Annotated in this window: 12 protein-coding genes and 1 other annotated feature; all 12 genes read left to right on the top strand. The window is 38.5% G+C overall.

Going from position 1 to position 14,445, the window contains the following annotated elements; all coding sequences use genetic code 11:
* Positions 1-575 precede the first annotated feature (575 nt).
* The 12 genes from V179_RS0104620 to cysS all read left to right on the top strand — a co-directional run bounded on the left by V179_RS0104620 (position 576) and on the right by cysS (position 14,445).
* Positions 576-1,037 (top strand): CtsR family transcriptional regulator, encoded by a 462-nt coding sequence (locus V179_RS0104620; RefSeq protein WP_028390492.1) that lies wholly within the window; start codon positions 576-578, stop codon positions 1,035-1,037.
* 21 nt (positions 1,038-1,058) lie between these two features.
* Positions 1,059-1,613 (top strand): UvrB/UvrC motif-containing protein, encoded by a 555-nt coding sequence (locus tag V179_RS0104615; protein ID WP_028390491.1) that lies wholly within the window; start codon positions 1,059-1,061, stop codon positions 1,611-1,613.
* Positions 1,610-2,686, top strand: a complete 1,077-nt coding sequence (locus tag V179_RS0104610) for a protein arginine kinase (RefSeq protein WP_028390490.1) — start codon at positions 1,610-1,612, stop codon at positions 2,684-2,686. Before V179_RS0104615 ends, V179_RS0104610 begins: the two co-directional genes overlap by 4 nt.
* Before the next feature lie 14 nt (positions 2,687-2,700).
* The gene (gene clpC, locus V179_RS0104605; RefSeq protein WP_028390489.1) at positions 2,701-5,142 is read left to right on the top strand and encodes an ATP-dependent protease ATP-binding subunit ClpC; all 2,442 of its coding nucleotides are present in this window, start codon (positions 2,701-2,703) and stop codon (positions 5,140-5,142) included.
* A gap of 279 nt (positions 5,143-5,421) precedes the next feature.
* Positions 5,422-6,816, top strand: a complete 1,395-nt coding sequence (gene radA / locus V179_RS0104600) for a DNA repair protein RadA (protein ID WP_034300591.1) — start codon at positions 5,422-5,424, stop codon at positions 6,814-6,816.
* A 2-nt stretch (positions 6,817-6,818) separates the two neighbouring features.
* Positions 6,819-7,892: a DNA integrity scanning diadenylate cyclase DisA gene (gene disA, locus V179_RS0104595; RefSeq protein ID WP_028390487.1), complete on the top strand. Its 1,074-nt coding sequence runs from the start codon at positions 6,819-6,821 to the stop codon at positions 7,890-7,892.
* A 153-nt stretch (positions 7,893-8,045) separates the two neighbouring features.
* Entirely contained in the window at positions 8,046-9,134 is a 1,089-nt protein-coding gene (locus V179_RS0104590) for a PIN/TRAM domain-containing protein (RefSeq protein WP_028390486.1), read from the top strand.
* Positions 9,135-9,172: 38 nt separating this feature from the next.
* Positions 9,173-9,862 (top strand): 2-C-methyl-D-erythritol 4-phosphate cytidylyltransferase, encoded by a 690-nt coding sequence (gene ispD, locus V179_RS0104585; protein ID WP_028390485.1) that lies wholly within the window; start codon positions 9,173-9,175, stop codon positions 9,860-9,862.
* 76 nt (positions 9,863-9,938) lie between these two features.
* Positions 9,939-10,418: a 2-C-methyl-D-erythritol 2,4-cyclodiphosphate synthase gene (ispF, locus tag V179_RS0104580; protein WP_028390484.1), complete on the top strand. Its 480-nt coding sequence runs from the start codon at positions 9,939-9,941 to the stop codon at positions 10,416-10,418.
* Between the two features lie 124 nt (positions 10,419-10,542).
* Positions 10,543-12,000 (top strand): glutamate--tRNA ligase, encoded by a 1,458-nt coding sequence (gene gltX, locus V179_RS0104575; RefSeq protein WP_028390483.1) that lies wholly within the window; start codon positions 10,543-10,545, stop codon positions 11,998-12,000.
* 42 nt (positions 12,001-12,042) lie between these two features.
* Positions 12,043-12,276: a binding site (T-box leader), on the top strand.
* 131 nt (positions 12,277-12,407) lie between these two features.
* A complete protein-coding gene (gene cysE / locus V179_RS0104570) occupies positions 12,408-13,058 on the top strand; it encodes a serine O-acetyltransferase (protein WP_200868657.1) in 651 nt (216 codons plus the stop codon).
* Positions 13,048-14,445, top strand: coding sequence for a cysteine--tRNA ligase (gene cysS, locus V179_RS0104565; protein WP_028390481.1), 1,398 nt, complete (start codon positions 13,048-13,050; stop codon positions 14,443-14,445). Before cysE ends, cysS begins: the two co-directional genes overlap by 11 nt.

Raw genomic sequence — 14,445 nt, 5'->3', positions numbered from 1 at the left:
CTATTTATAGCTGGTCTTTTTTTGTTATAGAAGGGCTTTTTTAAAGATCGGTAACTATTAATCCCCACCCAATTTTGCAAAAAAATATTGTGTGACTTAAAACACAGAAATCCGCTGTTCATAGGTCATCAGTGGCCTGAATTATAATTGAATTCCTTCTGTGAGTGTAGGACGACACTAGTAATCAAAAAATCAGCTAGCTATAGTTGATTTTTTTGAATTACATACATATATATGTACTCAATAAATAATTTCACACGACAAGCTCATTATAGCAATGGGGATTTTTCATACCACTTTTATTGATTAATACTAAATATTTAACTCCTTGCCTTTAGTTAAAATCTAATATATTTGTTTCCTTATCATTTCTTTAACGAAACAAGAGCCCCTTTTAATAATGGTTTAAAAAAATCGTTAAGCATTAAAAAATTTTTGATTTAAAAGTTAAAATACATAACAAATGGAAATAATGGATCATATAATCAAAAAATAAATGCATCTAAGTTGCAAAATTAGGTTTTCGATGTATAATAATAGTCAAATATAGTCAAAGTCAGAATGGGGGAGGGCGAGTGAAAAATATATCTGATATTATCGAAAGTTATTTAAAACAAGTTCTTGAGATGAGTCAGAAAGACATTTTAGAAATCAAGAGAAGCGAAGTAGCTGATAAGTTTCAATGTGTTCCATCTCAAATAAATTACGTAATTAATACGAGATTTACAATTGAACGAGGCTATTTAGTGGAAAGTAAGCGCGGTGGTGGAGGCTACATTAGAATTATGAAGGTTCAAGCACACGGCCAAGCGGATCTAATAGATCAACTACTGTCGTTAGTTGGGTCTAGAGTCTCTCAATCAGCAGCTGAAGATATTATTATACGCCTTGTGGGTGAGGAGATTATTTCCAAAAGAGAGGCGAAAATCATGCTTAGTGTGATTGATCGTTCGGTAATTTGTATCGATTTGCCTGCACGTGATGAATTAAGGGCAAGCATTCTAAATGCAATGCTAACCACTTTAAAATATAAATAAAGACCTGGCAGAGGTGATGATATGGTTTGCCAAGAATGTAATCAAAGGCCAGCAACTTTGCATTTTACAAAAATTATTAATGGCGAAAAGAAAGAAATCCATATTTGCGATAAGTGCGCCAATGAAAAAGGTGATTTATTTATGCAGAATGGTTCAAATGGATTTTCGATAAACAACTTATTAGCCGGTTTACTTAATATAGAACCATTTCTTCAGCAAGCGAAAGCAAGTACGCTTACACATGTTGATGAATTAAAGTGTAAGAACTGTCATTTGACCTTTAAAGAATTTGTCCATGTTGGGAAATTTGGTTGTGCAACATGTTATGAAACGTTTAAAGATAGTCTGGATCCTATTTTAAAAAGAGTTCATGGCGGCAATACTGCACATGTTGGGAAAATTCCGGAAAGATTAGGCGAAAGTATTCATCTTAGAAAACAAATTAAGGATTTGAAAAGTGAACTTAGAGCCCTAATTGATCAAGAAGAATTTGAACAGGCAGCTTTAATGCGAGATCAAATACGTTCACTTGAAAAAGAGGATATAGCAGCAAAAGAAAGGGGAAATCAGCCATGACTTTAGATCACTTCGCGCAAAATGCAAAAAGCTCTTGGTGGAATGAAGCTGGTCCTGATGCTGATATTGTCCGAAGCTCCAGAATTAGATTGGCGAGAAATTTTAGGGATTTTAGATTTCCAACTATTTACAACAAAGAAGAAGCCAATAAAGTGATGGAACTGGTAAAGGAAAAACTAGGAAAACAAAACACCGATGCAGTAGGAAATTTGGACATATTCGAATTAGAGAAGCTTGAATCTCTCGAAAGACAGGTATTGGTAGAAAAACACTTAATTAGTCCTAATCTAGCTGAAGATTCTTTGTATGGTGCTTGTCTGCTATCTGAAAATGAAGATATTAGTATTATGGTCAATGAGGAGGAACATATCCGGATTCAATGTATGATATCTGGCTTGCAACTTACTGAAGCTTTAGATCTGGCAAATAAATATGATGATTGGGTGGAGCAGCAGATTGATTATGCGTACGATGAGGAGAGGGGGTATTTAACAAGTTGCCCTACAAATGTAGGAACAGGCTTAAGGGCGTCAGTTATGATGCATTTACCAGGCTTAGTCTTAACTCGTCAAATCAACCAAATTATCCCGGCAATTAACCAGTTAGGTCTTGTGGTCAGAGGAATTTACGGAGAAGGTAGTAGTGCAGTTGGCAATATTTTTCAAATTTCAAACCAAATTACACTTGGAAAATCAGAGAGAGATATTGTGGAAGACTTGACTAGTGTTGTTCAACAAATCATCGCACAAGAAAGGTCTGCTAGAGAAGCATTAGTCAAAACCTCTCACATACAATTAGAAGATAGAGTATATCGTTCTCTTGGAGTTTTATTGAATGCGAGGATTATTGAGTCTAAAGAAGCAGCAACTTGTATATCTGATGTTAGTTTAGGTATCGATTTAGGGTATATAAAAAATATAGAAAAAAGTGTAATGAATGAATTGATGATTTTAACACAGCCCGGATTTTTACAAAAGTACGCAGGCGGGCCATTACAACCATACGAAAGAGATGTTCGCCGCGCTTCGTTAATACGTGAACGGTTAGATTTAGCCCAAATTGAAAATTCTTAAGGAGGAATTATCTTATGATGTTTGGACGATTTACTGAAAGAGCTCAAAAAGTATTAGCATTGGCCCAAGAAGAAGCTATTCGCTTAGGACATAACAATATTGGTACTGAGCATATTCTATTAGGCCTCGTTCGTGAAGGTGACGGTATCGCCGCAAAAGCACTATATGCACTTGGGCTTGGCTCAGATAAAATTCAAAAAGAAGTAGAAAACCTAATTGGTCGAGGTCAAGAGAAGGCTCAAACGATACATTATACGCCAAGAGCTAAAAAGGTTATTGAGCTATCTATGGACGAAGCCCGAAAACTTGGACATTCGTATGTTGGTACTGAGCATGTTCTGCTAGGATTAATTCGCGAGGGAGAAGGAGTTGCAGCCCGTGTCCTTAATAATCTTGGGGTGAGTTTGAACAAAGCACGTCAACAAGTACTACAATTGTTGGGAAGCAATGAGTCTGGTGGTCATCAAGGTGCTGTTTCAGCAAATGCTAGCACACCGACTTTAGATGGCTTAGCCCGTGATTTAACAGCAATTGCACGTGAAGGAAGTCTAGATCCAGTCATTGGACGCAGTAAAGAAATTCAACGTGTAATTGAGGTGTTAAGTCGTCGGACAAAAAATAACCCAGTCTTAATTGGAGAGCCGGGAGTGGGTAAAACAGCCATTGCTGAAGGACTTGCTCAACAAATAATAAATAATGAGGTTCCAGAAATTCTTCGTGATAAGCGAGTTATGACCCTTGATATGGGAACTGTAGTAGCTGGTACGAAATACCGTGGTGAGTTTGAAGATCGTTTGAAGAAAGTGATGGATGAAATTCGCCAAGCTGGAAATATCATTTTATTTATTGATGAACTACACACATTAATTGGTGCTGGTGGAGCAGAAGGAGCAATTGATGCCTCTAATATTTTGAAACCTTCATTAGCTCGTGGTGAATTACAATGTATTGGAGCTACGACTCTTGATGAATATCGAAAATATATTGAGAAGGATGCTGCCTTAGAGCGCAGATTCCAGCCTATAACGGTTAATGAGCCTACATTAGAGGAATCCATTCAAATCCTAAAAGGCTTACGTGATCGTTATGAAGCGCATCACCGTGTCTCTATTACAGACGAAGCGATAGATGCTGCGGTTAAACTCTCTGATCGTTATATTTCTGACCGCTTTCTTCCTGATAAAGCAATTGATTTAATCGATGAAGCTGGTTCAAAAGTTCGATTACGTTCTTATACGACTCCGCCGAATTTAAAAGAATTAGAAGTGAAACTTGATGAAGTACGAAAAGAAAAAGACTCTTCTGTACAGAGCCAAGAGTTTGAAAAGGCAGCCTCTTTACGCGATACTGAACAGCGATTAAGAGAACAACTTGAAGAAACGAAGAAGACTTGGAAAGAAAAACAGGGTCAAGAAAATAGTGAAGTAACCGTCGATGATATTGCTCATGTCGTATCTAGTTGGACGGGTGTCCCTGTTACAAGACTTGCACAAACGGAATCAGATAAATTGTTGAAGATGGAAAGTATTCTTCATGATCGTGTAATTGGTCAAGAGGAAGCGGTAATTGCGGTTGCTAAAGCCGTACGTCGAGCTCGAGCAGGCTTGAAAGACCCCAAACGACCAATAGGCTCATTTATTTTCCTTGGACCTACAGGAGTGGGTAAAACAGAACTAGCAAGAGCGTTGGCTGAATCCATTTTCGGTGATGAAGAGGCAATGATTCGCATTGACATGTCAGAATACATGGAAAAGCATTCGACTTCACGTCTTGTTGGTTCACCTCCTGGATATGTAGGATATGAAGAAGGTGGGCAATTAACCGAAAAAGTACGTAGAAAGCCGTACTCCGTCGTCCTATTAGATGAGATTGAAAAAGCACACCCAGATGTATTCAACATTCTTCTTCAAGTTTTGGAGGACGGCAGATTAACGGATTCTAAGGGGCGTACAGTAGACTTTAGAAATACGATTCTAATTATGACTTCCAATGTAGGAGCAGCCGCTTTAAAATCAAATAAATATGTAGGATTTAACATCCAAGATCAAGGTCAGGATTATAAGGATATGAAAGGAAAAGTGATGGAAGAGCTAAAGCGCGCGTTCCGTCCAGAGTTCCTAAACCGAATTGATGAAACAATTGTATTCCATGCTCTTGAGAGAAAGCACTTGAATGAAATTGTTACACTTATGACAACTCAACTTACAAACCGCTTGAAAGAGCAGGAAATTTTAATTGAATTGACAGATACTGCGAAAGAAAAAATTGCTGAAGAAGGATATGATCCTGAATATGGGGCTCGTCCGATTCGTAGGGCGCTACAAAAGCATGTAGAAGACTACTTATCTGAAGAGCTGCTGAAAGGAAATGTTCAAAAAAATCATCCGGTTACGATTGATGTAAAAGATGGTGAATTTGTACTAAAATATGTAGAACCAGTAAATAGTATTAAATAAGTGGTGACAAGAGGGTGTCCCAAAAGAAGGGTCAGACCCCGCGATAACTAAAGACAGTATATGTTTAGTGTATGAATCACTACATACTGTTTAGAGTGCGAGGTCAGACTCTTATGGGACACTCTCTTTTTTTTTCTAAAAAATTAAAAAAACTGGAATGATTATGAAATAAGCAGGATTATGACAGGTCAATACATAATATCTAGTATAGGGATTTTTTTACATAAACGTATTGGCGATAGAGGCTTATTTATTTTACTAAAAGAAAGGGAAGTTATCATGGCAACGAAAAAAAAGACGAAGTTCATGTGTCAATCATGTGGATATGAGTCAGCAAAATGGATGGGGAAATGCCCTGGCTGTGGAGAATGGAACAAAATGGTTGAGGAAGTTGAAATTGTAAAGCCCACGAGACGCGGAGGGGCCTTTACACATTCAGATGGAATCGCAGGAACGGCCGAGCGGCAAAAGGCAACACCTATTACAACAATTGAAACGTTACAAGAGCCAAGAATTGCTACAGATTTAGCAGAGTTGAATCGAGCATTAGGTGGAGGGATTGTTCAGGGGTCACTTGTTTTAATCGGTGGTGATCCAGGGATTGGTAAATCGACACTTTTGCTACAGGTATCTTCTCAACTCGCACAAAAGGAGAAGAAAGTCCTTTATATTTCTGGAGAAGAGTCGGTAAAACAAACGAAACTGCGTGCAGATCGACTTGGAGTTACATCTGACCATTTATATGTATATTCAGAAACAGATATGGATTATATCCAGCAAGCAATTGCTGAAGTGAATCCCGATCTTGTTATTATTGATTCTATTCAGACAGTCTACCAGTCGGAAGTCACTTCTGCCCCTGGTAGTGTATCGCAGGTCAGGGAATGTACGGCTACATTAATGCGTATCGCGAAATCAAATGGCATCGCCATTTTTATTGTTGGTCATGTAACGAAGGAAGGGGCTATTGCGGGTCCAAGATTATTGGAGCATATGGTAGATACAGTATTGTATTTTGAAGGAGAACGGCACCATACATATCGAATTATCCGAGCCGTTAAGAATCGCTTTGGTTCTACAAATGAAATGGGTATTTTTGAAATGAAGGAGAGCGGTTTAGAAGAGGTCGCAAATCCATCTGAAATATTCCTCGAAGAACGGTCCCAAGGTGCGGCTGGTTCAACAGTTGTCGCTTCGATGGAAGGAACACGCCCAGTGCTTGTGGAAATTCAAGCACTCGTATCTCCGACAAGCTTCGGGAACCCACGAAGGATGGCAACTGGTATTGACCATAATCGGGTATCACTTTTGATGGCTGTTTTAGAAAAAAGGGTCGGATTACTCTTACAGAACCAAGATGCTTATCTAAAGGTAGCTGGTGGAGTAAAGCTGGATGAACCCGCGATAGACCTTGCAGTTGCTGTAAGTATTGCTTCAAGTTTTCGAGACAAAACAACGAAACCTACGGATTGTATAATTGGGGAAGTAGGCCTGACTGGTGAAGTGAGAAGAGTATCAAGAATTGAACAGAGGGTTCAGGAAGCGGTGAAACTTGGTTTTGACCGAGTAATACTTCCAGCTAATAATGTAAGTGGGTGGAGTGCACCTAAAGGAATTGAAATTATCGGAGTGTCAACCGTTGCGGAAGCTCTTCAGTATGCGCTAGGAGGCTAAAAATGACAGACAAAAAAGCATTTGAAAAGATTAAATTAGAAATCCTTCACATGGTTGCCCCAGGTACACCATTAAGAGAAGGGATCGATAATGTCTTGCGTGCTAATACAGGAGGACTCATCGTTGTTGGTGATAATGAGAAAGTCAGGTCAATAGTAGACGGTGGATTTCAAATTAACTCTCCTTGTACACCAAGTACATTGTATGAACTGGCAAAGATGGATGGTGCGATCCTATTAAATGAAAAAGCGGATAAAATCATCCTTGCTAATGCACAGTTGGCACCAGACACATCCGTACCATCCAAGGAAACCGGGATGCGTCATAGAACAGCAGAACGAGTGGCAAGGGAAACAAAATCACTTGTTATTGCAATTTCACAGCGGAGAAATGTTATTACACTTTATCAGGGAAATTTCCAATATGCTCTTAAAGATATTGCTGTTATTTTAGCTAAAGCAAATCTTGCGATACAAACGTTGGAAAAATATAAAATTGTTTTGCAGCAAAGTATTAATGAACTGGGATTGCTTGAATTTGAAGATATGGTGACCTATACGGATTTATTGCAGGTCCTCCATCGTTACATTATGGTTTTAAGAATAAAACTCGAGTTAGTTAATTATTTGAATGAGCTTGGAACAGAGGGGAGATTAATCCGTCTTCAGATGAACGAGTTACTTTTTGAGTTGGAAAGTGAAGGGAAATTAATTATAAAAGATTATCTCAATCAGAAGGAAGACCAGCCAAAAGAAATAATCGAAAAGCTGCACGAGTTAGCCCAGCAGGAGAAGTTTGAGGAAGGCACTTTGTTAAAGGTACTTGGATATAACGGTTATATTCATCTGGATGAAATTGTAAGTCCGAGAGGGTATCGGATTTTACATAAAATCCCCAGATTGCCATTTTTGATTGTTGAGAATCTTATCAATCAATTTGGCAATTTTATTACCGTCTATCAGGCTTCTGTAGAAGAGTTGGACGATGTTGAAGGTATCGGTGAAGTCCGGGCGAATAAAATTCAAGAAGGTCTGAGACTGCTGAAATCACAACTTGTTGCAGAGCGAAGAATGTGAATGGAATGAATAATTTTTGACACTCCTATTGACGAATGCTAGGCTGAGGTATGGAAGTTATCTATAATTTTATCGTAAAATTTTATCAAAAAATTAAGTAAGAAGGTTTCGAATTTTAATATTTGTTAATAATGAGTAAAGGGAGGTGAAGGGATGTTAAAACGCATTATACAAGCATGTTTCTTAATTGTCGGGGGTACACTTGGAATTGTGTTAATTCCTTGGCTATTAACAATGATACATGTAGATGATATTGCATTATTAAATAACTCTTATGTTACTGCTATTTTAGGAGCCATCATATTTTATCTTATTACTTTTTGGGTTGTAGAGTATGTCGTTAATTTTATGAAGTGGCTAGAGGAACAACTCGTCAAGGCGCCGATTACGGATATTGTTTTCGGAAGTATTGGTTTGCTTGTAGGTCTCTTGGCTGCCTATATTATCGGTTCAGCACTCAATGCCATCCAAGTACCTATTCTAAATACGGTAGCACCGATTCTTTTGACTCTATTATTTGGATATCTCGGTTTTCAAGTAGGCTTTAAGAAGCGGGATGAATTCTTGAATTTATTCTCCAAAGCTGGAAAAAGAAAAATTCAAGGAAGTGAACAGGAATTAGAAGAGCAAAATCGAAAAATGAAAATCCTCGATACAAGCGTCATTATTGATGGAAGAATTGCGGATATTTGCCAAACAGGATTTTTAGAAGGTGTAATTATCATCCCGCAATTTGTTTTAGCGGAGCTTCAACATATTGCCGACTCATCAGATGCATTAAAAAGAAATCGTGGTCGCCGAGGATTGGATATCCTCAATCGCATTCAAAAGGAATTATCGATAAAAGTAGAAATGTATGAAGGTGATTTTGAAGATATTCAAGAGGTGGATAGCAAATTAGTTAAGCTTGCGAAAGTATCCAATGGTGTTGTTGTTACAAATGACTTCAACCTCAATAAAGTGTGTGAATTTCAAGGGGTACCTGTGCTGAATATTAATGATTTAGCCAATGCTGTGAAGCCAGTTGTACTGCCAGGGGAAGAAATGAGTGTACAAGTCATTAAAGATGGGAAAGAGCAGAATCAGGGCGTTGCTTATCTTGACGATGGAACGATGATTGTTGTTGAGGGTGGAAGAGATTATATCGGCAAGCGGATCGATGTATTAGTAACCAGTGTCCTTCAAACATCTGCAGGTCGTATGATTTTTGCAAAGCCTAAACTATTAGAAAAAGCATTATAGGAAGTAAACGGGTCCTATAGTGGCAAGGAGAGGCCGGTATGTTTTATGAAGTAGTCATTCCAGCAGCGGGACAAGGAAAAAGAATGAAGGCTGGAAAGAATAAATTATTTATCGAACTTTTAGAAACTCCAATTATTGTGTATACACTACAAGTATTTGATCGTGACCCTGCCTGTAAGCGGATTATCCTGACGATTAATCCAGATGAAGCAACCATTTTTGAAAGTCTAATTAAGCAGTATGGAATAAAGAAAGAGATTAGGCTTGTTCCAGGTGGTAAAGAGCGTCAACAAAGTGTGTTTAACGGGGTGAAAGAAATCAAGGAAGACGGCCTTGTATTAGTTCACGATGGAGCAAGGCCGTTTATTGACCAATTGCTTATTAACCGTTTAACAGAGGCAGCATCCTCACATGGAGGGGCAATTGTTGCGGTTCCGGTTAAAGATACAATAAAAAAAGTGAAAGAAAGTATGGTTATAGATACCGTGGAGCGATCTAGCTTGTGGGCTGTCCAAACACCACAGGCTTTTCGTGTGTCCATTTTGAAAAGGGCTCATGAGGAAGCAGAAAAAGCCGGTTATTTAGGTACTGATGATGCTAGTCTTCTGGAACGAGTGGGGCAACCTGTTGTAATTATTGAAGGTAATTATGATAACATTAAGATTACGACTCAAGAAGATTTATATTTTGCAGAAGCAATTTTACATAAAAAACCTGTATGGGATTAAAAGGCCACCATTTATCATGAAGGATAAATGATGTAGCACTTTCATAAAAATAAGATGTAAAGGGAGAGATGAAATGATGTTTCGAATTGGACAAGGATTTGATGTTCATCAGTTGGTAGAAGGAAGACCGTTAATTATTGGTGGAGTAACAATTCCTTATGAAAAAGGTTTACTTGGCCATTCAGATGCAGACGTATTACTTCATACAGTTGCCGATGCATGTCTTGGGGCAATCGGTGCAGGTGATATTGGAAAGCATTTCCCGGATACAGATCCAGAGTTTAAGGATGCCGATTCAGCGAAGCTTCTTCAACATGTATGGGCAATAGTGAAAAAGAAAGGTTATGTACTTGGAAATGCAGATTGTACAATCATAGCGCAAAAGCCTAAAATGTCCCCTTATAACGAAAAAATTAAAGCAAGAATAGCTGAGCTGCTGGAAGCTTCCGTGGATCAAATCAATGTAAAGGCAACGACAACTGAAAAGCTTGGTTTTACTGGCCGTGGAGAAGGAATAGCCGCACAAGTTGCTGTACTCTTAGTGAAAGCGGAGTGACCGCCAAGAGATACTTTCTTCAAAGACTTATTGGTGGTAAAATAAAATGAGACTTCCCATGTGGTTAGGCCATTTTGGGATTATGAAGTGACGTATGGAATGTATTCATTAGGAGGAGTCAGATATGAGCAGTGACATTCGAGTCCGATATGCACCTAGTCCAACAGGGCATTTACATATAGGTAACGCACGTACGGCTTTGTTTAATTATTTGTTTGCACGAAATCTAGATGGGAAGTTTATTATCCGTATTGAAGATACAGACCAAAAGCGGAATATTGAGGGTGGCGAAGAGAGCCAGCTCAAATATTTAAAATGGCTTGGGATTGAGTGGGACGAAAGCATCGATGTTGGTGGGGAATATGGACCTTACCGCCAATCTGAGCGAAATGATATTTACAAAGAATTATATGACGGTCTGCTCGAAAAAGGCTTGGCATATAAATGCTATTGTACTGAAGAGGAAATTGAGGCGGAGCGCGAGGAGCAGCTTGCTCGTAATGAAACGCCTAAATATTCAGGGAAATGCCGTCATTTGACAGAAGAAGAGCGAAGTAAGTTTGAAGCAGAGGGGAGAAAGCCTAGCATCCGCTTTGCTGTTCCATCTGACAAGGTCTTCACGTTTAAAGATATGGTTAAAGATGAAGTATCCTTTGAATCGGACGGGATTGGCGACTTTGTTATTGTGAAAAAGGACGGGATTCCAACTTATAACTTTGCAGTGGCAGTAGATGATCATTTGATGAAAATCTCGCATGTACTTCGTGGCGACGATCATATTTCAAATACGCCAAAACAATTGATGATTTATGAAGCATTTGGTTGGGAGCCGCCTGTATTTGGACATATGACTCTTATCGTTAATGAGAGTCGTAAGAAATTAAGTAAGCGTGATGAATCAATCATTCAATTTATTGAGCAATATGAAGAATTAGGCTATTTGCCAGAAGCTTTATTCAATTTCATTGCATTATTGGGTTGGTCACCAAGCGGAGAAGAAGAAATCTTTTCAAAAGATGAATTTATCAAAATGTTTGATGCAGACCGCCTGTCAAAATCACCGGCTTTATTTGACACTCAGAAGTTAACATGGATGAACAATCAGTATGTGAAACAACTTGATATCAGCCGTGCTGTAGAAATATCATTGCCTCATCTTGTAAAAGCAGGGAAAATATCTGCTGAAATGAACGAAGAAGAAGCTAAATGGGTTTATCAATTAGTTGATTTGTATCAAGAGCAAATGAGTTTTGGTGCGGAAATCGTTGGACTTTCACAACTATTCTTTAGGGAAGAGTTGGATTTCGAAGAGGAAGCGAAAGAGGTTCTTGCAGAAGAGCAAGTTCCAGAAGTTATGCAAGCATTTCTTCAAGAACTTGATTCCCTTGAAGCATTTACTGCTGAGGAAATTAAGAAGGCGATTAAAGCCGTTCAAAAAAGCACAGGACAAAAAGGGAAAAAACTGTTTATGCCGATTCGTGCAGCAGTTACAGGACAAACACACGGACCTGATCTTCCGAAAGCTATTGCGCTTTTAGGTAAGGAAAAAATAAAACAGCGTGTAGAGAACATTTTAAGTTAACAATTTGTTGGAAATGTAATATAGTATTAGATAATTATTAGTTAAAACGCGTAGATAGGGAGAAGTAAGAAAATGATGCTTGAAAGAGAGAACCATAACCTGCTGAAAGTGGTTTAAGCCCCTCATTTTATGAAATGCACCCTGGAGTCCTTTGCTGAACTAACCAATAGTAGGTAAAGGCGGAACTTCCTCCGTTATCAGGAAACAAGTTGGAAATGGAACGATTTGTTGTACATTTCAAACAGAGTGGAACCGCGCTAAAAAAGCGTCTCTGTCTATTGGACAGAGGCGTTTTTTTATTGAACAAAATGAATATATAGGTCGCTAGATACGGTCATTTTTGTCCAAACGTCAAGCAAATAGAGAAAAAGAGAAGGGATATATAGGAGGTCACAGCGGTGTTTAAAATGTTCAAGGAAGACTTAGAGGTCATATTTGACCAGGATCCTGCAGCACGTAGTTATCTAGAAGTTATTTTGACATATGCCGGATTGCATGCCATTTGGAGTCATCGACTGGCCCATGCCCTTTATAAACGAAAATTCTTTTTCATTGCAAGAGCTATTTCGCAAATTAGCCGCTTCTTCACTGGTGTTGAAATTCATCCAGGTGCACAAATTGGGAATCGTTTTTTTATTGATCATGGAATGGGGATTGTGATTGGTGAAACTTGTGAAATTGGGAATAATGTATCTGTGTTTCAAGGTGTTACACTTGGAGGAACAGGAAAAGAAAAAGGTAAACGGCATCCCACCATTAAAGACAATGTATTAATTGCTACAGGTGCTAAGGTATTAGGCTCTATTGAAGTTGGGGAAAATTCCAAAATTGGCGCAGGTTCTGTGGTACTGAAAGAAGTTCCCCCGAATTCGACTGTTGTTGGTATTCCAGGAAAAGTCGTTATTCAGGATGGAGTAAGGATAAATAAAGATTTGAACCATACAGATCTTCCTGACCCAATTGCAGACCGCATCATAGAACTGGAAAAAGAACTGTTGGAAATGAAAGCGGAATTGAATGTGTTAAAGGAAGAAAGGAGCAAAGAATATGACTATTAAAATTTATAATACTGTATCACGGCAGAAGGAAGAGTTCATTCCAATAGAAGAAGGTAAGGTGAAGATGTACGTTTGCGGACCTACCGTGTACAACTATATCCATATTGGCAACGCCCGTCCTGCTATTGTGTTTGACACGGTCCGCAATTATCTTAAATTTAGCGGTTATGATGTAAAATTTGTTTCAAATTTTACTGATGTAGATGATAAGTTAATTAAGGCTGCAAAGGAATTAGGTGAAGATGTTCCAACGATTGCAGAACGATTTATTAATGCTTATTTTGAAGATGTCACTGCGTTAGGTTGCAAAAAGGCAGATAAACATCCGACTGTTATGGAAAATATGGATACGATTATTGATTTTGTTTCTGCATTGATTGAAAAAGGATATGCTTATGAATCGGAAGGCGATGTCTACTTCCGAACTCGTAAATTCGATACGTATGGCAAGCTTTCACATCAATCCATTGATGAGCTACGCATTGGCTCAAGAATTGAAGTAGGGGAAAGGAAACAAGATGCGTTAGACTTTGCACTATGGAAAACAGCAAAGGAGGGCGAAATTTCTTGGGAATCTCCGTGGGGAAATGGCCGCCCAGGTTGGCATATTGAATGCTCAGCTATGGCGCAAAAATACCTAGGTGACACGATTGATATTCATGCAGGTGGCCAAGATTTAGCATTCCCGCATCATGAAAATGAAATTGCCCAATCAGAGGCTTTGACTGGGAAAACATTTGCAAAGTACTGGATGCATAATGGCTATATAAATATAGATAATGAAAAAATGTCGAAATCATTAGGGAATTTTGTCCTTGTACACGACATTATTCAGCATCACGATCCACAAGTATTGAGATTCTTCATGTTATCTGTTCATTATCGCCATCCTATTAATTATAGTGAAGAAGTACTTGAGAAAACCAAAGCAGCATTTGACCGTTTGAAAACATCTTTTCAAAACTTAAAGCATCGATTAGATTCTAGTGCCGGATTAGCGGATAGCAATGATTTGTGGTTGAAGAAAATTTCAGAATTACATGATGAATTCACCCGTGAAATGGACGATGACTTTAATACAGCTAATGCCATTTCTGTCTTGTTTGAGCTTTCCAAGCAAGCTAATTACTACATGATGGAAAAGAATACAGATCAGCATGTGATTGAGAAATTCATCGAAGAGTTCAAGTTATTAACGTCCATCCTTGGTTTGACTCTTGAGGAAGAAACTTTACTGGATGAAGAAATAGAAGCGTTGATTCAGCAGCGTATCCAAGCGCGTAAAGACAGAAACTTTAAACTTTCAGATGACATTCGAGACCGACTAAAACATTTAAATATTATTCTCGAAGATACACCTCAGGGTACTAGATGGAAAAGAGGATAA

The sequence above is a fragment of the Bacillus cihuensis genome, from assembly GCF_000504145.1.
GTDB lineage: Bacteria > Bacillota > Bacilli > Bacillales > DSM-1321 > Peribacillus > Peribacillus huizhouensis.
This window is presented reverse-complemented; position numbering and strand designations above follow the sequence as displayed.

Bases quoted from the DNA above. Each gene is read 5' to 3' on its own strand.
- V179_RS0104615 (WP_028390491.1), top strand. From the start codon at position 1,059: ATGGTTTGCCAAGAATGTAATCAAAGGCCAGCAACTTTGCATTTTACA.
- V179_RS0104610 (WP_028390490.1), top strand. From the start codon at position 1,610: ATGACTTTAGATCACTTCGCGCAAAATGCAAAAAGCTCTTGGTGGAAT.
- clpC (WP_028390489.1), top strand. From the start codon at position 2,701: ATGATGTTTGGACGATTTACTGAAAGAGCTCAAAAAGTATTAGCATTG.
- radA (WP_034300591.1), top strand. From the start codon at position 5,422: ATGGCAACGAAAAAAAAGACGAAGTTCATGTGTCAATCATGTGGATAT.
- disA (WP_028390487.1), top strand. From the start codon at position 6,819: ATGACAGACAAAAAAGCATTTGAAAAGATTAAATTAGAAATCCTTCAC.
- V179_RS0104590 (WP_028390486.1), top strand. From the start codon at position 8,046: ATGTTAAAACGCATTATACAAGCATGTTTCTTAATTGTCGGGGGTACA.
- ispD (WP_028390485.1), top strand. From the start codon at position 9,173: ATGTTTTATGAAGTAGTCATTCCAGCAGCGGGACAAGGAAAAAGAATG.
- ispF (WP_028390484.1), top strand. From the start codon at position 9,939: ATGTTTCGAATTGGACAAGGATTTGATGTTCATCAGTTGGTAGAAGGA.
- gltX (WP_028390483.1), top strand. From the start codon at position 10,543: ATGAGCAGTGACATTCGAGTCCGATATGCACCTAGTCCAACAGGGCAT.
- cysE (WP_200868657.1), top strand. From the start codon at position 12,408: ATGTTCAAGGAAGACTTAGAGGTCATATTTGACCAGGATCCTGCAGCA.
- cysS (WP_028390481.1), top strand. From the start codon at position 13,048: ATGACTATTAAAATTTATAATACTGTATCACGGCAGAAGGAAGAGTTC.